This window comes from Nocardia sp. NPDC056064 (genome assembly GCF_042266925.1).
GTDB lineage: Bacteria > Actinomycetota > Actinomycetes > Mycobacteriales > Mycobacteriaceae > Nocardia.
In genome coordinates, this window is record NZ_JBHJWO010000001.1 from 3168470 (window position 1) to 3186848 (window position 18379).

At 71.1% G+C, this 18379-nt stretch carries 14 protein-coding genes; 8 read left to right on the plus strand and 6 right to left on the minus strand.

Annotation, left to right across the window (positions count from 1 at the left end; all coding sequences use genetic code 11):
• Window positions 1-146: 146 nt before the first annotated feature.
• Window positions 147-4499, plus strand: a complete 4353-nt coding sequence (locus ACFC06_RS14445) for a molybdopterin-dependent oxidoreductase (protein WP_375930238.1) — start codon at window positions 147-149, stop codon at window positions 4497-4499.
• 1 nt (window position 4500) lies between these two features.
• Here ACFC06_RS14445 and ACFC06_RS14450 read toward each other — a convergent pair whose 3' ends face one another.
• Window positions 4501-5544 (minus strand): aldo/keto reductase, encoded by a 1044-nt coding sequence (locus ACFC06_RS14450; protein ID WP_375930241.1) that lies wholly within the window; start codon window positions 5542-5544, stop codon window positions 4501-4503.
• An 82-nt stretch (window positions 5545-5626) separates the two neighbouring features.
• On the opposite strand from ACFC06_RS14450, the gene ACFC06_RS14455 reads away from it, so the two are divergent.
• The gene (locus tag ACFC06_RS14455; protein ID WP_375930244.1) at window positions 5627-6238 is read left to right on the plus strand and encodes a TetR/AcrR family transcriptional regulator; all 612 of its coding nucleotides are present in this window, start codon (window positions 5627-5629) and stop codon (window positions 6236-6238) included.
• Between the two features lie 17 nt (window positions 6239-6255).
• Here the strand turns inward: ACFC06_RS14455 and ACFC06_RS14460 are convergent, their stop codons facing one another.
• Window positions 6256-6855 (minus strand): TIGR03086 family metal-binding protein, encoded by a 600-nt coding sequence (locus ACFC06_RS14460; protein WP_375930247.1) that lies wholly within the window; start codon window positions 6853-6855, stop codon window positions 6256-6258.
• A 157-nt stretch (window positions 6856-7012) separates the two neighbouring features.
• On the opposite strand from ACFC06_RS14460, the gene ACFC06_RS14465 reads away from it, so the two are divergent.
• Window positions 7013-7252: a hypothetical protein gene (locus tag ACFC06_RS14465; RefSeq protein ID WP_375930250.1), complete on the plus strand. Its 240-nt coding sequence runs from the start codon at window positions 7013-7015 to the stop codon at window positions 7250-7252.
• Here the strand turns inward: ACFC06_RS14465 and menD are convergent.
• From menD to ACFC06_RS14480, 3 genes are all read right to left on the minus strand, one after another.
• A complete protein-coding gene (menD, locus tag ACFC06_RS14470; RefSeq protein ID WP_375930253.1) occupies window positions 7249-8880 on the minus strand; it encodes a 2-succinyl-5-enolpyruvyl-6-hydroxy-3-cyclohexene-1-carboxylic-acid synthase in 1632 nt (543 codons plus the stop codon). The genes ACFC06_RS14465 and menD overlap by 4 nt on opposite strands.
• Window positions 8881-9135: 255 nt before the next feature.
• On the minus strand, window positions 9136-9420 hold the full coding sequence (locus ACFC06_RS14475) for a hypothetical protein (RefSeq protein WP_375930256.1): 285 nt from the start codon (window positions 9418-9420) through the stop codon (window positions 9136-9138).
• A 330-nt stretch (window positions 9421-9750) separates the two neighbouring features.
• Window positions 9751-10197, minus strand: a complete 447-nt coding sequence (locus ACFC06_RS14480; protein ID WP_375930259.1) for a DUF6918 family protein — start codon at window positions 10195-10197, stop codon at window positions 9751-9753.
• A 141-nt stretch (window positions 10198-10338) separates the two neighbouring features.
• Here ACFC06_RS14480 and ACFC06_RS14485 point away from each other — a divergent pair, with 141 nt between their 5' ends.
• The 5 genes from ACFC06_RS14485 (at window position 10339) to ACFC06_RS14505 (ending at window position 14847) form a co-directional block, all read left to right on the plus strand.
• A complete protein-coding gene (locus ACFC06_RS14485) occupies window positions 10339-11232 on the plus strand; it encodes a 1,4-dihydroxy-2-naphthoyl-CoA synthase (protein ID WP_375930262.1) in 894 nt (297 codons plus the stop codon).
• A 24-nt stretch (window positions 11233-11256) separates the two neighbouring features.
• Window positions 11257-11649, plus strand: coding sequence for a VOC family protein (locus tag ACFC06_RS14490; RefSeq protein ID WP_375930265.1), 393 nt, complete (start codon window positions 11257-11259; stop codon window positions 11647-11649).
• 181 nt (window positions 11650-11830) lie between these two features.
• Window positions 11831-12964 carry an o-succinylbenzoate--CoA ligase gene (gene menE / locus ACFC06_RS14495; protein WP_375935496.1) on the plus strand — a complete coding sequence of 378 codons (1134 nt, stop codon included), beginning with the start codon at window positions 11831-11833 and terminating at the stop codon, window positions 12962-12964.
• Between the two features lie 75 nt (window positions 12965-13039).
• Window positions 13040-14026 carry an ATP-binding cassette domain-containing protein gene (locus ACFC06_RS14500; RefSeq protein ID WP_375930268.1) on the plus strand — a complete coding sequence of 329 codons (987 nt, stop codon included), beginning with the start codon at window positions 13040-13042 and terminating at the stop codon, window positions 14024-14026.
• On the plus strand, window positions 14023-14847 hold the full coding sequence (locus ACFC06_RS14505; protein WP_375930271.1) for an ABC transporter permease: 825 nt from the start codon (window positions 14023-14025) through the stop codon (window positions 14845-14847). Before ACFC06_RS14500 ends, ACFC06_RS14505 begins: the two co-directional genes overlap by 4 nt.
• A 50-nt stretch (window positions 14848-14897) precedes the next feature.
• Here ACFC06_RS14505 and ACFC06_RS14510 read toward each other — a convergent pair whose 3' ends face one another.
• Entirely contained in the window at window positions 14898-18308 is a 3411-nt protein-coding gene (locus tag ACFC06_RS14510; protein ID WP_375930274.1) for a BTAD domain-containing putative transcriptional regulator, read from the minus strand.
• Window positions 18309-18379 lie beyond the last annotated feature (71 nt).

Consider the following 18379-nt stretch of genomic DNA (forward strand, 5'->3'; position numbering starts at 1 on the left):
GGTGCGGTCGCGGCGGCGAACATCCGGCACATCCCCTGATCAGCGGCGATATTCCGGCCGCAACCTCACCGCGAAAATTTCGGCCTGTGAGGTCGATTGTCACCTGGACATAACTTTCGGTAAATCCGGCGCAACGACGAGTACGGATGATCGAAGCCATGACAGGGGAAGCTGACATCCGCGGCGCGGACACTGTGCGTACGCAGTGTTCGTATTGCGGCGTCGGCTGCGGAATCGCCGTCGAGACCAAGACCGACCAGTCGGGCGCGCGGGTGATCGCGAAGGTCAGCGGCGACAAGCTGCATCCGGCCAACGCGGGCAGGCTCTGCACCAAGGGCGCCACCCACGCCGAGATGACCGCCGCGCCCGGCCGCATGGACACCGCCTATCACCGCCCCGAGCGCGGGCAGGTGCCCGTGCCACTGCCGGTGGACGAGGCCGTGCACGAGACCGCCACCCGGCTGCGCGCCGTCCTCGACGAGCACGGGCCCGACGCCATCGCCCTCTACGTCTCCGGGCAGATGTCGCTGGAAGCCCAATACCTGGCCACCAAACTGGCCAAGGGCTATCTGCGGACCAAGCACATCGAGGCCAACTCGCGGCTGTGCATGGCCAGCGCGGGCACCGGCTACAAGCAGTCGCTCGGTGCCGACGGGCCGCCCGGGTCCTACGACGACTTCGAGCACGCCGACCTGTTCTTCGTCAGCGGCGCCAATATGGCCGACTGCCACCCCATCCTCTACCTGCGCATGGCCGACCGGCTCAAGGCGGGCGCCAAGCTGATCGTGGTCGACCCGCGCCGCACCGACACCGCCGCCCGCGCCGACCTTTACCTGCAGATCGCCCCGGGCACCGACCTGGCCCTGCTCAACGGCCTGCTGCACCTGCTGGTGGCCGACGGCGCCATCGACACGGAGTTCATCGCCGCGCACACCGAGGGCTGGGAGGCGATGCCGGAGTTCCTGGACGATTACCCGCCCGCCCGCGTCGCCGAGATCACCGGCCTGGCCGAGGCCGACATCCGCACCGCCGCCACCATGATCGCCGAGGCGGGCGAGTGGATGTCGCTGTGGACGATGGGCCTCAACCAGTCCACCCACGGCACCTGGAACACCAACGCCCTGATCAACCTGCACCTGGCCACCGGGGCGATCTGCCGCCCGGGCAGCGGCCCGTTCTCGCTCACCGGCCAGCCCAATGCCATGGGCGGGCGCGAGATGGGCTACATGGGCCCGGGACTGCCGGGCCAGCGCAGCCTGCTCTCCCCCACCGACCGCGCCTTCGTCGAAACCGCCTGGGATCTGCCCGCGGGCACCCTGCGTACCGAGGCGGGCCCCGGCACCATCGAGATGTTCCGCGGCCTGGCCGACGGTGAGATCAAGGCCGCCTGGATCATCTGTACCAATCCCGTTGCCACCGTGGCCAATCGCAAGACGGTGATCGCCGGACTCGAGGCCGCCGAACTGGTCGTGGTGCAGGACGCCTACACCGAGACGGCCACCAACGCCTACGCCGATCTGCTGCTGCCCGCCACGCTGTGGGCGGAAACCGATGCGGTGATGGTGAATTCGGAACGCAATGTCACGCTGCTGCGCCAGTCGCTCGATCCGGTCGGCGACGCGCGGCCCGACTGGCTGCTGATCGCGCAGATCGCCACCGCCATGGGATTCCCCGGTTTCGCGTTCACCTCCAGCGCCGAGGTGTTCGCCGAGCTGCAGCAGTTCACCAACCCCGCCACCGGCTACGACCTGAGCGGGATGAGCTACGAGCGGCTGCGCGAAGGACCGATGCAGTGGCCCTGCGGTGACGACCGCTCGCCGCGCAATCCGATCCGCTACCGCAACGACGGCCGCCACCAGCCGCTGCACGTGGCGGCCGACGGCACCACCCCGGCGCTGGCGTTCGCGACGCCGAGCCGGCGCGCGGTGTTCTTCGCGCGCCCGCACCTGCCCGCCGCCGAACTGCCCGATGACGACTACCCCTTCCTGCTCAATACCGGCCGCCTGCAACACCAGTGGCACACGATGACCAAGACCGGCAAGGTCGGCAAACTCACCAAGCTCACGGGTGAGCCGTTCGTCGAGATCCATCCGGCCGACGCACAGCGGCTGGAGTTGCGCTCCGGTGACCAGCTCGAGATCGCCTCGCGCCGGGGCCGGGCGGTGCTGCCCGTGCGGATCAGTGATCGGGTTCGTCCCGGTGATTGTTTTGCTCCTTTCCATTGGAACGACGAACAGGGCGAATATCTGACGATCAACGCTGTCACCAACGACGCGGTCGACCCGGACTCCCTGCAACCGGAGTTCAAGGCGTGCGCCGTGGCGCTGCGCCGGGTCGGCCCGGCCGCCGAACCCGAGCGGGTCCCCGCCGCGCCGGTCGCGCACCCGCTGGCCGGGATTCTCGGCCTGGACGCGGGCACGGCGCCGACCCTGAGCGAGACCGAGCGCATCTACCTGGGCGGCTATCTCGCCGCACTCCAGTCACTGCCGGTGACCGGTCAGCCGGTGCTGCCCGCGAGCGCGCCGCTGTCGACGTCGTCACGGCTGTGGGTCGACGGCCTGCTGGCCGGGATGTACTCGCGTGGCACGAGCGCGGCCACCGAGCCCGCGGCCGACGCCGCCGCGGCGCCCACTCCCCTGACCGTGCTGTGGGCCTCGCAGACCGGTAACGCCGAGGAACTGGCCGCCACCGTCGCCTCCCGGTTGACCGAGGCCGGATTCACGCCCGCCCTGCTGGACATGGACTCCTGCGAGCTGACGGCCCTCACCGGCGACATCCTCATGGTGACCAGTACCTTCGGCGACGGCGGCCCGCCCGACAACGGCGCCGACTTCTGGACCCGGCTCGACGACAGCGTCATCCGCCTGACCGGCGTCCGCTTCGCGGTGTTCGCCTTGGGTGACTCCTCCTATGACGATTTCTGCGGCCACGGCCGCAAGCTGGACTCTCTGTTCGCCGCCCGCGGCGCCGAGCGACTCCTCCCCCGCGTCGACAGCGAACCCGATTTCGCCGACGCCGCCGACCAATGGCTCGACGCGGTGATCGATGCGCTCGGCAACACCACCCCGGGCGACCCCGCCACCGGCACCGGCCATCCGGGTCCGTCGGCTGGACCAGGCTCCGGCGGTGCCACCTACCCGGCGCATTCCGCTTCGGGCACAGCCGGACCTGGCTCCGGCGGTACAGCCGGTCCGGCACATCCCGGCTCGCCCTACCCCGGAGCCACCGGTCCCGCGAACACCCTGGCGAACTCCGGCGCGAGCGGTCCGGCGAACAATCCGGTGCCCTCGGGCGCGGGTGGTGCTCCCGCCGGACGCGGTGGCGCGACTGTGCTCGACCGTCCGCAGGCCACCCGCACCCAGCGACCCGCGCCCGCCCCGTTCACCCGTCAATCCCCCGTCCGCGCGACGCTGATGCGCAACGAGATCCTCAGTGCGCCCGGCTCGCCGAAGGAAGTGCGCCGCTTCGGTTTCGACCTGCACGATCTCGATGCGGGCTACGAGGTGGGTGACTCGCTGGGTGTCCTGCCGGCCAACGGCACCGACCTGGTCGAGGAGTGGCTCACGGTCACCGGGCTGGACGGGCGACGGACCGTCGAGCTCGACGACCGCGAACTCCCGCTCACCGAGGCGCTGCGCACCCACTTCGACATCACCAAGGTGAGCCAGGACCTGCTCGGTTTCATCGCCGAACGCAATCCGCACCCGCAGCTGGCCAAGCTGCTGCGCCGCGACAACCGCAACGAACTCGCGAGCTACCTCTGGGACCGGCAGGCCGTCGACGTGCTGCGCGACTTCCCCGTCCGCACCGATCTCGTCGACTGGCTCGGCGCACTGAAAAAGCTCCAGCCCCGCCAGTATTCGATCTCCTCCAGCCCGCTGACCACTCCGGACGAGGTACAGCTGACCGTCGGTGTGGTGCGCTACGGCGACCCGGTGGGCGAGGCTGCTCGCCGTGGCGGGGTGTGCTCGACCTTCCTCGCCGACCGCGCCGGCGAAGAGGTGCCCATCTTCCTGCAGCGGGCACCGCACTTCCGCCCGCCACTGGACCCGACCGCGCCGATGATCATGGTGGGTCCGGGCACGGGTATCGCTCCCTTCCGTGGATTCCTGCACGAGCGCAGGGCGCTCGGCGCGACGGGCCGCAACTGGCTGTTCTTCGGCGACCAGCACGCCGCCCAGAACTTCTACTACCGCGCCGAACTGGAGGACATGTTCCGCTCGGGCTTCCTCACCCGCCTCGACCTCGCTTTCTCCCGCGACCAGCGCGAGCGGATCTATGTGCAGCACCGGATGATCGAGCACGGCGCCGAGCTGTGGGCCTGGCTGCGCGAGGGCGGCCACTTCTATGTGTGCGGTGACGCCGCCCGCATGGCCAAGGACGTCGACGACACCCTGCTGCGGATCGCCCGGATCCACGGCAAGCTCGACGAGGCCGGGGCCCTGGCCTTCAAGAAGCAGCTCGTCGCGGAGAAGCGCTACGTCCGCGACGTCTACTGACTCAGGCCGCCCGGACCGCGGGCGGGTTCAGCCGGGCGAAGTCGGGGAGCCGGTGGTACGGGTAGTAGGGGTAGGGCGGGGTGGTCGCGCTCGCGGCGTCGAGGGCGGCCAGGTGCTGCGGGTCGAGCTGCCAGCCGACGGCGTCGAGGTTCTGCCGTAACTGCTCCTCGTTGCGGGCGCCGATCAAGACGGTGGCGACCGTGGGGCGGGTGAGCAACCAGTTCAGCGCGATCTGCGGGACGCTGCGGCCGGTCTCGGCGGAGATCCGGTCGAGAACGTCGACCACCGAATAGAGGTGCTCGTCGTCGACCGGCGGGCCCGCCTGTGCCGTCTCGTGCAACCGGCTGCCCGCCGGAAGTGGCTGTCCGCGCCGGACTTTGCCGGTGAGCCTGCCCCAGCCGAGCGGGCTCCACACGACCGCCCCGACCCCCTGGTCGGCGCCCAGCGGCATGAGTTCCCATTCGTAGTCGCGCCCGACGAGCGAGTAGTAGACCTGGTGGGCCACCGGCTTTTCCAGGCCGTGCGCCTGCGCGGTGGACAGGGTTTTCATCAGTTCCCACCCGGCGAAGTTGGAGACGCCCAGATAGCGGATCTTGCCGGCGCGCACGAGATCGTCCAGCGCCGAGAGGGTTTCGGTGAGCGGGGTGCCCGCGTCGAAGGCGTGCAACTGGAACAGGTCGAGGTAGTCGGTGCCGAGACGACGCAGGGACGCGTCGACGGCGTTGATGAGCCGCGCGCGGCTCGCACCGGCCTCGTGCGGACCCGGGCCTGTCGGCAGCGCGGATTTCGTGGACAGCAGGACCTGGTCGCGCCTGCCCTTGATGGCCGCGCCGAGCACTTCCTCGGAGGCGCCCTCGGAGTAGACGTCGGCGGTGTCGAAGAAGGTGACGCCCGCGTCCAGGCTGATGTCGACCAGGCGCCGGGCCTGCGCCGCATCGGTATCGCCCCAGGCGCTGAACAGGGCGCCGCGGCCGCCGAAGGTGCCCGCGCCGAAGCCGAGCGCCGGAACGAGCAGACCGGAGGCGCCGAGCCGACGGTATTCCATGAGAACTCCTAAAGGGTCTATAGTTCCGTTAACACGAGCGACACTACACCCGATCGCCGCTAAATGAAACAGGAGTTCCGTTATGGAGCATGACATTGCCTGGCCCGGCTCCGTTCGCCCAGGTGGACGCACCGCACGGGTGCGCGAATCGGTCTTGCAGGTCGCCGGCGATCTGCTCGCCGACCGCGGTTTCCCCGCCCTGGATCTGGCCGAGGTGGCCGCCACGGCCGGGGTCGGCAAGACCACCGTCTACCGCCGCTGGCGCACGCCCGCGGGCCTGGTCGCCGATCTGCTGCTCGAGATGGCCGAGCAGTCGCTGCCCCGCGCCGACACCGGCACCCTGCTCGACGACCTGACCGCCAACGCGCGCCTGGTCGCGGGCACCCTCGCCGATCCACGCCAGGGCAATCTGTTCCGCGCCGTCATCGCCGCCGCCACCGGCGACGAGTCCACCGCCACGGCCCTGCATACCTTCTACGACACCCGGCTCACCGAATGGTCGCCGTGCGTGGACGACGCCGTGGCGCGCGGCGAGGCACCACCGGGCACCGATCCCCGCGCGGTGCTCTCGGCGGTATCGGCCCCGCTCTACTACCGATTACTCGCCAGCGGCGACCCGATCGACACGGCCGCCGCCGACGCCGCCGCCCGCGCAGCCACCATCGCCGCCGCCGCGGGCACCTTCGTCAGCTGACCGCCCCGCCCGTCGAGTCAGCGAACCCGCTGGTCCGCGGCTACGACCGGCCGCCAGGCAGGATCACGACCGGCCAGACCGAGGAGCCGGTCCAGCGCCGGGGCCGCTGGGGCGACCTCGACCACCGGACCGAAGAGCCCGGGCGTACCCGCGGGATCGGTGTCGCGCAGGAACTCGTGCAGGATCGCCAGATCGCGCGCTTCGGCGCCGAAGGTCTGCCCCGTGGACACAGCGAGGTCCCAGCCGTGCAGAACCAGCTCGTCCAGCGCCACGGTCGCCATGACCGGCGCGGGCAGCGTGATGCCGCCCGCCTCGGCGTCACCGTCCCAGGCGGCGGGCTCGCGCCAGGCCGCCGCGAGCGCGGTGAGGCGGGTGGGGATCAGGGTGCGCCAGTCGGTGGGCAGCGGGATGTCGAGGCTGGGCGGGACACTGGTGCCCGCGGACTCCTTGGTGGCTGCCTGACGGAAGGCCTCGGTGAGGCCGACGACGTGCGAGAGCAGCTGGGACACCACCGTGTCGGCGCACGGCGTGGGTGCGTCGAGGTGGTCGTCGGTGATGCCGTCGACCACGGTGGCCAGCGACAGGGCGACGGGGGCGAGATCGAACTGCGGTTCCATGGGGGCTCCTCGGCGACGGCGGGCGGCGTTACCCGTACAGACGAGGCCGGGGCCAGGAATTCATCGGACCGCAGGTTGCCGAGTGCCGCCGAGGGGCGCAGGCTGGAAGCGCAGGACCGATCAATCACCACGTCCGAGGTAGTACCGAGGAGGATCGATGAGCGACTACGACCCCGCCCGCCCGCTGGACGAAGTCCCCGAGGCCGACCGCGTCGAGCAGGAACAATCGGCCTTCCACGACGACGACGCCGACGATCCGGCCTTCGCCGACGCGGCCGACTACGCCGAGGTCGCCGCGCGCGTCGCCCTCGACAGTGGCAACGCGAACCCCGCGGACGTGATCGAGCAGACCCTCACCGTCCCCTACGAGGACGAGGAGCTCGGCGCCGAGCGCTAGCCCGCGATCTTGGCGCGCACGGTCGCGTGCAGTTCGCGCAGGCTGGAGCGTTCGGTCGCGACCTCGAGCACCCGCAGGCCGTGCGCGTCACCGGTCAGCTCCACCGCGAGTTCGGTGGGGTCGACCTGGCGGTGCGGGATGCGGTAGGCCGCGCACAACGCCGCGAGGTCCATACCGTGTGGGGTACCGAAGACCCGCTCGAAGACGCCCGCGTACTGCGGGTCGCCCTGTTCGAGCAGTTCGAAGATGCCGCCGCCGTCGTCGTTGGCGACGACGATGGTGAGGTTGTCCGGGCGCGGTTCGCCGCGGCCGATGAGCAGGCCGGACGCGTCGTGCAGGAAGGTCAGGTCGCCCATCATGGCGATGGTGCGGCCGGGATGGGCCAGCGCGGCACCGACCGCGCCGGAGACCGTGCCGTCGATCCCGGCCACGCCACGGTTGGACAGCACCCGCACGCCGGGGCGCGGCGGCGCGACCAGCGCGGCGTCGCGCACCGGGTTCGACGCGCCGAGCAGCAGCTGGTCGCCCTCCCGCAGCGCGTCCATGACCACGGCGGCCACGTGCAGACCGGTCGCCTTCGGATGGGCCGCCAGTTCCTCGCGGACCACCGACCTGGCCTGCCGGTCGAGTTCGGCGCAGCGGGCCAGCCAGCCGGGATCCGGCGTGCCTGCGGTCACCGCGCGGGTGCCGGTGCCGACGACATTGCCGGACACATCGGGCCAGCGCGGCCCGGTGGTGAGCGCGAAGACGGTCACCTCGGGGTCGGCGAGCACCCGCGACACCTGCCGGTGCAGGGTCGGGCGTCCGGTGATGATCGCCTGGGCCGGCTTCAGCAGCGGCAGCACCAGCGGGTGCAGGGCCGGGCCGTGCACGGGCGCGGTCGGCTCGGCGACCGTGGGCAGGGCCGACAGCTCGGGCCGCAGCCCGGCACCGTGGCCGGAGATGACCACCGTGTCGGGGGTGAGGTCGATGTCGAGGGGCACGTCGAGGGTCGCGTACTGGGTCGCGGTCCACGGCTTGTCGCCGTCGCGACCCTGCGGCAGCGGGTCGGCGGCGAGCTCGGGGACCAGCGGCTCACGCAGCGGGATGTCGAACTGGACCGGCCCGGCATTGCCCGAGCGGGTGCCGCGCGCGGCGGCGAGCACCCGGCACACCGCCGAGCGCCACACGCTGTTCTGGCGCGGGTAGCTCTGCTCGCCCGCCTCGGCCTCGGCCAGCCCCAAACTGATCGTGGCCCTGACCTGGCTGCCGAACAGGCCCATCTGCTCGACGGTCTGGTTGGCGCCGGTGCCGAGCATCTCGTAGGGCCGGTTCGCGCTGACGACGATCAGCGGCACCCTGGCGTAGTTGGCCTCCAGCACCGCGGGCCCGAGATTGGCCACCGCGGTCCCCGAGGTCATCACGACCGGCACCGGCCGCCCCGAGGACACCGCGAGCCCGATCGCGAGGAAGCCCGCGGTCCGCTCGTCGATGCGCATGTGCAGCCGCAGCTGCCCGGCCACGTCCGCCGCCTGCAGCGCGAAGGCCAGCGGGGCGTTGCGCGAACCGGGGCACAGCACCACCTCGCGGACGCCGCCGCGCACGAGCTCGTCGACGACCACTCGTGCCTGCGCAGTAGACGGATTCACAAACCCCAGCCTGTCAGACCGGGATACGCACGTCTCCCCCTGGCCCGCGTTGGCTGCGTCACGGGCGCGTCGCCGGGGCCTGCCCCGAGGCCTTCTCCGGACAATTCACACGAATCGACCAGCCGTTGACGCATATCTGTTCATGTGGCCGAGAAGACTTATTCGTGAATTCGCAACAGGATCACAAACAAAAAGAAATCCGGCACCGGCCACAAAAGACCGGCACCGGATTTCTCCGGGTATTCGCGCAGCGACTCAGGACGCCGGCTGGGTGAGATCCTGGATGCCGATGACGGATTCGATGATGTTGAGCACCGCGGAGGTGCCGCTGTCGACCGCGGCGCTGCCCGACTCGAGCACACCGAAGCCGGCGGCCGAGCCGGTGGTGAGGTCGGCGGAACCGCTGGCCAGGTCGGCCGAGCCGCTGAAGGAACCGGTGCCGGAGCCCGAATCGGCGCCCGCGACGGCGACGGGGCCGAGGAACATGGCGGCAGCGGCGGCAACGGCGCCGGTGGCGGCGAGAGTCTTGCGAGAGATCATGAGAACCGAACTTCCTTTCAGCAATTCGCGTTTCGAACCGCTCGAAAGGCAACGTAATCGATGCGATCCGGAAGTTTCCACCGCCGCGGCGACGATCGGATTTCCGGCTACTTCCGCTTTTCCTGCCGTTCACCCGGACCGTTGTCCGCCTCACATTTTCCCGACCGGAATTTACCGCTGACCGGAAAAAGATGTGGCCCGCGACTCCCCGTCGGGCGTTACGTGAGTGTGGTCACCCGGGGACGCGAAAGGCCGGTGCGCCCCGGTTGTCCCCGGCGGCCGCACCGGCCTTTCACTGACGATCACGGCGGGGGCTGCCCCGCCCCTTGCTCAGCCCGCGTGCTTCTGCACCAGGTCGGCAACCCGCGGCAGCGCCTCGACGACGTGCTTCTTGGCGGAGCCACGCATCGACGAGTACACCTTCTGCAGAGCCGGACGCGAGGAGGCGTCGGCCCGGGCGTCGGTGACGGCCAGCAGCGCCTCGGCGACCTCGTCCGACTTCGCGGTCAGCAGGTCGGCGAAGGTGCCGGTGCCGGACGCGGTGAATTCGGCCCAGTACGGCTGGAGCTGATCGAGCAGCTTGGGCGCCAGCGATGCGAGGGCATCCGGAACGATGGACGGGCTGATCTTCTTGACCGCCGCGTAGCCACCCTTCACGGCCAGGCCGGACGCACCACCTTTGTCCGAGACCTCGGCGTCGAGAACCTCGACGGCGTCAGCAAGGAAAGCCGGACGCTTGGTGTCGTCGAGCAGGGATTCAGACAGTGCTGCAACCACTTTCAGGTTCCTCCGGATCGGTTCGTTGAACGAGCAGCCGCAACTATACGCACCGGGTCGGTCCGGCACCGCGCGACCGCTCCACCTGCGGTGTCACGACCATGTACCACCTCGCGCGGCGGTAGGGCAATAATCGGGGTCGTGACTTTCGATCCGAAGCTGTGGCGGCCCGTCCCCGGGTTCGAGGACCTGACCGACATCACCTATCACCGACATATCGAGCAGGGCACGGTGCGGGTGGCGTTCGACCGGCCCGAGGTGCGCAACGCGTTCCGCCCGCACACCGTCGACGAGCTCTACCGCGCGCTCGACCACGCGCGCATGTCCTCGGATGTGGGCGCGGTGCTGCTCACCGGCAACGGACCGAGCCCCAAGGACGGCGGCTGGGCCTTCTGCTCCGGTGGCGACCAGCGCATCCGCGGCCGCAACGGCTACCGCTACGCCGAGGGCGAGACCGCCGACACCGTCGACCCCGCGCGCGCGGGCCGGTTACACATCCTCGAGGTGCAGCGGCTGATCCGCTTCATGCCCAAGGTGGTGATCGCGCTGGTCAACGGCTGGGCCGCCGGTGGCGGGCACAGCCTGCACGTGGTGTGCGACCTGACGCTGGCCTCGCGCGAGCACGCGCGGTTCAAGCAGACCGACGCCGATGTGGGCTCCTTCGACGGTGGCTACGGCAGCGCCTACCTGGCCAAGATGGTCGGCCAGAAGTTCGCCCGCGAGATCTTCTTCCTCGGCAGGCCGTACACCGCCGAGGAGATGCATCAGATGGGCGCGGTGAACAAGGTCGTCGACCACGACGAGCTGGAGAACGTCGCGCTGGAGTGGACCGCCGACATCAACGGCAAATCGCCACAGGCCCAGCGCATGCTGAAGTACGCGTTCAACCTGCTCGACGACGGCCTGGTCGGCCAGCAGCTCTTCGCCGGTGAGGCGACCCGGCTGGCGTACATGACCGACGAGGCCGTGGAGGGCCGCGACTCGTTCCTGGAGAAGCGCGACCCGGACTGGACCCCTTACCCCTGGTACTTCTGACACGTCACGAGACAGGCGGACCCCATGGAGATTCTCAACAGCCGGATCATCGTGCGGCCCAGCGACTATGCGCGCACGCTGGAGTTCTACCGGGACGGGCTCGGACTGGCCGTGGCCAGGGAGTATCCGGGCGGCACGGTGTTGTTCGCCGGGCAGTCGCTGATCGAGGTCGCCGGGCACGGTGGCGGCGGTGAACAGGGCAGTTTCGCGGGCGCGATCTGGTTGCAGGTGCGCGACATCGCCGACGCGGCGGCGGAATTGGCGCTGAAGGGAATCGCGATCGAGCGCGCACCGGCGCTCGAACCATGGGGTCTGTGGGAGATGTGGGTGCGTGATCCCGACGGGGTGCCGCTGGTCCTGGTCGAGGTTCCGGCCGAGCATCCGATCCGGCGCGATGCGCGCCGGCCCCCGGAGTGAGCTCGCCGGGGCCCGGCCGAGTTGCCGATCACGGTCGGGCCGCGCACGATAGCTGCGAGCAAGCGCAAACAGACCCGTTGGCCGGGTCTTGTCGGTCGCATGACACGATCGAAGCCGTGAGGGCGCGCAGCAAGCTGTATCCGGAGGTGAAGGCGTGAGCAGAACGCTGCGGACGCTGCAGATGCCGACCGGTTCCGGTGTCGGCGAAGTGCTTCCCCACCTGCGGCAGGCGCTCGACGGCAGCGGCCCGGCCTGGCTGCCGATTCCCACCACCGATCGGCGCGAGGCGCGCAGGCTCTCCGACGCGCTCAAGCCCGGCGATCCGATCGACGACGACGTCGCCCTGGTGGTGACGACCTCGGGCACCACCGGCATCCCCAAGGGCGCGCTGCTGGGCGCCGAAGCCCTGCGCGCCAGCGGCAACGCCACCCACGAGCGGCTGGGCGGGCCGGGCAGCTGGCTGCTGGCGCTACCCACCCATCACATCGCCGGTATCCAGGTGATGCTGCGCAGCATCCTGGCCGGTACCGAACCGACGGTGCTGGACGTGTCGGGCGGTTTCCTGCCCGAGGCGCTGGCCGGGGCGGTCGCCGCCATGCGCGGGCCGCGCCGCTACACCGCGCTGGTGCCGACGCAGCTGATCAAGTCGCTGGATTCGCCGGTGGCGGCCAAGGCGCTGGCCGAGCTGGACGCCGTGCTGGTCGGCGGGGCGGCCACGCCGCTGCCCGTCTACGACCGGGCCCGCGACCTGGGCATCAATGTGGTGCGGACCTACGGCATGAGCGAGACCTGCGGTGGGTGCGTCTACGAGGGCGTACCGCTGGACGGCACGCTGATCCGGATCGAGGACGGGCGGGTGGTCCTCGGCGGGGCGATGGTCGCGCGCGGGTACCGCAATCTGCCCGATCATCCGGCCTTCGCCGAACCCGGCTGGTTCCGCACCGAGGACGCGGGCACCTTCACCGACGGCGTGCTGACCATCTCCGGACGGCTCGACGAGGCGATCATGACCGGCGGGCTGCTGGTGATCCCGCAGGTGGTGGAGGCCGTGCTGGCCACGCATCCGGGAATCCGCGAGTGCATCGTGCTCGGTCTGCCCGACGAGCGGCTGGGTCAGCGGGTCGCGGTGGCGGTGGTGCCCGCGCCGGGTGCCGCGCCGACGCTGGACGAGTTGCGCGCGCACGTCGTCGCCGAGCTGGATTCCATCGCCGCCCCCCGTGAGCTGGCGGTTCTCGACGAGATCCCGCTGCGCGGACCGGGCAAACCCGACCGGGCCGCCCTGCGCGCGCACCTGCAGGCCGACTCCGCGCGCTGACCGCCGCGGCTCTTGCACGGGCCGTGACATGCCGGTGCAAGAGCCACGCAAGGCCCGGTGGGCACCGTAGGTCGCATGACTTACACACCCACTTCCGCGCTCGCCGTCGAGGCCGACGGCTTGGTCAAGGTGTTCGGCAAGCAGCGCGCCGTCGACGGGGTGAGCCTGGCCGTGCCGCGTGGCTCGGTCTACGGCGTGCTCGGACCCAACGGCGCGGGCAAGACCACCACCATCAAGATGCTGGCCACGCTGCTGCGGCCCGACGGCGGCAGCGCCCGGATCTTCGGCCACGACGTGGTCGAGCGGCCCAATGCCGTGCGTTCGCTGGTCGGCGTCACCGGGCAGTACGCCTCGGTCGACGAGGAGCTCACCGCCACCGAGAACCTGATCATCTTCGCCCGGCTGCTCGGCCTGAGCCGCGCCGACGCCCGGCGCAGGGCCGATGAGCTGCTCGACGAGTTCGCCCTGGCCGAGGCCGCGAACAAGCCGCTGAAGAACTTCTCCGGCGGCATGCGCAGGCGCCTGGACCTGGCCGCCAGCCTCATCGCCACCCCGCCACTGCTGTTCCTCGACGAGCCGACCACCGGCCTCGACCCGCGCACCCGCGCCCAGATGTGGGACACCATCCGGCGTCTGGTCCGGGAGGGCGCGACGGTGCTGCTCACCACCCAGTACCTCGACGAGGCCGACCAGTTGGCCGACCGCATCGCCGTGATCGACCACGGCCGGGTGATCGCCGACGGCACCGCCGACGAGCTCAAGGCCTCGATCGGCGGCTCCTCGGTGCACCTCACGCTGGTCGACCGCGATCAGCTCGAGGAAGCCCGCCGCATCGTCGGCGACTTCCTGGGCGTGAGCGCGCAGATCAGCCCGGAGGCGGGCAGGCTCACCGCCGCGCTGCCCGACCCGAATCTCACCGCCGATCTGCTGATCCGCCTGCGCGACTGGGAGATCGGCGTCGAGGAGATCACCGTCAGCAAGCCCACCCTCGACGAGGTCTTCCTCACCATCACCGGCCACCCGGCCGAGGATTCCGACGACACCGAACGGAGCGCGGCATGACCGCAGTTCTCACGGCGCCCGCCCCCACCACCGACCTCGCCGAGGTCAGTGACCGTCCGGGTCTGCGCGCGACCGTCTCCACCTCGTTCACCATGGCCTATCGCGGCCTGCTCAAGATCAAGCACAATCCCGAACAGCTCTTCGACGTGACGGTGCAGCCGATCCTGTTCACGGCGCTGTTCACCTACATCTTCGGCGGCGCGATCTCGGGCAGTGTGTCGAGCTACCTGCCGGTGCTCATCCCGGGCATCCTGGTGCAGACCGTCGTGCTGACCTCGGTCGTCACCGGCACCCAGTTGCGCGAGGACATGGACAAGGGCGTGTTCGACCGCTTCAAATCGCTGCCCATCGCCCGGGTTTCGGCGCTGGCAGGCGCGCTCATCGCCGATATGGTGCGCTACGGCATCGCCTCCACGCTGACCATCATCGTCGGCCTGTGCCTGGGCTACCGGCCCGAGGGCGGGCTCACCGGCGTGCTCGCCGCGGTGCTGATGGTCGTGGTGTGCTCGTTCGCGATCAGCTGGGTGTGGGCGCTGGTCGGTGTCACCGGCAAGAGCGCCGCGTCGGTGCAGGGCATCTCGATGATGGTGATGTTCCCGCTGACGTTCATGTCCGGCGCCTTCGCCCCGGTGAGCACCATGCCGGGCTGGATGCAGGGACTCAACCACGTCAACCCGGTGTACTACATGGTCAACGCCGCCCGGGAGCTGATGAACGCCAACAGCTTCGGCGGTGACCTGGTGTGGTCGCTGCTCGGCGCGGTCGTGGTGATCGCGATCTTCGCGCCGCTGACCGTGCGGGCCTACATGCGCCGCGCCTGACACGCCTTCGGCGACGGCATCCGGACCGCTCCGGATGCCGTTGCCGTGTCTCAGGCCAGGGTGCCCGCGAGCTCGACGATGCGGTGCGCCGACGCCGTCCGGCGCACCCCCGCGGCCCGCTGCAGGGCCAGCTCCAGCGCTTGCGCGCCGACGGCGTCGCGGTGCAGGGCGAGGTGGCGGGCCACTTCCATCGACGGATTGTCCTGCCGGGCCACCGAAGTGGCGGCCACGGCCAGCAGCTCGAGCCCCGCGGCGCGGTCGGTGCCGGTGGCCAGCAGATAGGAACCGAGCGCGCAGCCCACCGCGCCGACCTGCGGCAGATCGAAGTACTTGTTCAGCCGCCACCGGGTCGCGGCGACCACGCTGACGACCATGTCGCCCGCCTGCGCCGCCCGGCCGTGCAGGACATACGCGCTGACCGCGGCCGAGGCCACCATCAGACCGCCCGGGCCGGGCGTGACGTCGAAATCCGGCCAGCCGAGCAGCTCGAGCGCGCGGCGGTAGTGCCCGAGCCCGGCGTCGATGTCGCCGTCGGCCAGTTCGAGTTCGGCGACGGCGGTGGCCACGGTGGCGATGCGGTGGTTGCGGCGGATATGCGGGTCGTCGATCTGGCGGATGCCCGAATCGCCCGCCCGCAAGGCGAAGTCGAGTTCGGCGCGCGCCTCGTCGCGCCTGCCGTTGCCGATCAGCGCGGCGGCCAGATAGCAGCGGCTCTCCATGATCTCGTCGTGGATGCGCAGCTGATCCATCAGCGCCAGCGAGCGGCGGTAGTAGGTCACCGCCTCGGCGTAGCGCGCGGACTGACCGCACAGCTGGGCCAGATGCTGACAGAGATTGGCCGCGCCCCAGACCTCACCGTCGCCCAGTTCGTCGAGCGCGCGCAGGGCGTCGCGGGTCGAACCGCGCATATTGCCCAGGTTCTCCCAGAAGTTGGCGCGGGCGATCAGCGCGGCGACGCGCACGTGCGGATGCGCCGAGCGCACCGAGTCGGCGAACAACCGGCCGATCCGCAGGTCCCCGAGCGGCACGCTGATCAACCGGCCGAGGAAGCCCAGCCCCGGGTCGAGCCCGGGGTGGCCGACCAGCCGGCGGGTGCGCAGCCGGACGATCATGATCGGCCGGGTCTGGCCGCCGTCGAGGAACATCAGGTGCATCAGCGTCAGCACGTGGGTGACCATCTGCAGGTCGGCGGCCTCACCGGTGGCCGGTTCCGGTGGTGCGACCGCGATCACCCGCATCGCCCAGCCGGTGAACTCCAGGTGCGCGCCGCGCATCATCCACAGCGTCGCGACCACCGGGAACACCCCGTACACGGTGGCCGCGTCGGCGCGATCGGTGGCGGTGCGCAGCACGACGATCAGATTGTCGAGTTCGGCGCCGACGGCGAGGACCGCCGACACCTGATCGCCGTCGCGGTAGGTGCGGATCGCGGCGGCGGCGAATTCCCGTGCCCACCGCGCCATCCGGTCGCGGACCAGCGTGGATTCGGCGCCGTCGGTGTCCGCGTCGATCGCGGCGAGCTGTTCGGCGCCGAATTCGCGGACGGTCTCGAGCATCCGGTAGCGGATGCCGCCGTTGTCGGGGTCGTCGAGGACGGTGAGCAGCGACTGGCTCACCAGCCCGTCGACCGCCAGCGCCACGTCGAGCACCTCCGCGCCGGCGGCGACCACCTCCGCGGCCGACAGGGTGAATCCGGCCGGGAACCGGGACAGCCTGCGCAACACCACCTGCTGATCGGGTTCGAGCAGGTTCCAGCTCCACGCGATCACCGCGTGCAGGGTGCGATGCCGGCGCGGCGCGGACCGATCGCCGCTGCGCAGCAGGGCGAAGCGGTGCTCGAGCCGGGTCTCGATCTCGGCCACGCTCATGGTGCGCACCCGGGCCGCGGCGAGTTCGATGGCCAGCGGCAGGCCGTCGAGCGTGCGGCACAGACGCGCCACCGTCTCCGGGTCGAGCCGGACATCGGGGCGCACCGCGCGGGCGCGCGCCGAGAACAGTTCCGTCGCGGGCGAACCGGCCGCGTCGATGGCCAGCGGGGCCAGTGGATAGACGGTCTCGGCGGTGATCTCGAGGGGCGAACGGCTGGTGGTGAGCACGGTGAGCCCCGCGCACGTGCCGACCAGATCGGCGACCAGGTCGGCGGCCGCCTCGATGACGTGCTCGCAGTTGTCCAGGATGAGCAGCGTCGGCCGCGCGTCGAGCGCTTCGCGCAGCCGCCTGCCCGCGTCGACGGTGTGGCCCGTGCGCAACTGCGCCGAATCGCTGAGCTCACCCAGCCCCATGACATAGCCGATCGCGGCCTCGATATCGGCGCGCGCGTCGGCGCCGGTACTCGATTCGCCCTGCACCGAGGCCAATTCGACCAGCACCACCGGCACGCTGCGGCCCAACCGGGCGCCGACCGCGTTGGCGACCCTGGTCTTTCCGGTCCCGCCCGGCCCGAGGATCGTGGTCACCCGCCAGTGCCCGACCATGGCGGCGATGGCGTCGAGATCGGCGGCGCGGCCGAGCAATTCGTTGGGGGCGGCGCGCAGGCCGAGGGCGGTGGGCAGGGCACCCGATCGGACACCAGCCGCCTGCGCGAGCCCGGCGCCGCCCGGCACGGAGCCCTCGCCACTGCCGTCCGCACGGATCGTTTCGTCACTCGTCCCGGCGGAGTCGACGGGGCGAGGCAGCGGGATCGGGTCGCCGCGCAGGATCGAGGCGTTGAGGGCGAGCAGGGCCGGGCCGGGGTCGGCGCCGAGTTCTTCGATGAGGCGCAGGCGGTAGGTGGCGAAGACCTCCAGCGCGTCGGCGGTGCGGTCCGCGGCGGCGAGCAGGCGGATCAGGGCGGTGTGGGCGGGTTCGTCGAGCGGTTGGACTTCGGCGGCGGTGCGGGCCAGGGCGATGGCGGTGGGGAGGTCGCCCTGGGCGGTGCGGGCGGCGAGCTCGATGCGGTCGAGGTCGCGGCGCAGGTGGTCGGCGGCGGCGCGCAGGTCGTCGGCGGGGGCGGAGTCGGGCAGGTCGGCGCCGGGGTCGCCACGCCACAGGGCGCGGGCCCGGGCGATCGCGGCCAGGCAGTCGGTGAGTTCGCCCGCGGCGAGCCGCTTGTCGGCGCGGCGGGCCAGGGCCTGGGCCGCGGTGAGGTCGACGTCGTCCTCGGGCAGGGTCAGCCGGTACCCGGCGGGCCCGATCTCCAGCGCGCCCTCGGGCAGCAGCGCCCGCAACCGCGAGACCTGGGTGTGCAGGGCGTTCATCGGAGCACGCGGCGGCTGATCGCCCCAGACCTCCTCGACCAGCGCGTGCGCGCTGCGGGCCCGGCCCGGCCGCACCGCGAGCGCGGTGAGCAGCAGCCGGGCGCGGGCGCCGGGAAGCGCGCGCAGCGATCCGTCGCGACCGATCGCGATCACACCGAGCACGCCGACGACGGCGGCATCGGCGGCGGGAGACGGCCCTCCCGGACCGGGGTGCTGTGCAGACATGCCGAAGGTCATCGTAGGCCGCGCACCGGCACCCCGCCGACCCGCGCGGGCGCGCGCACACGGATTTGTCA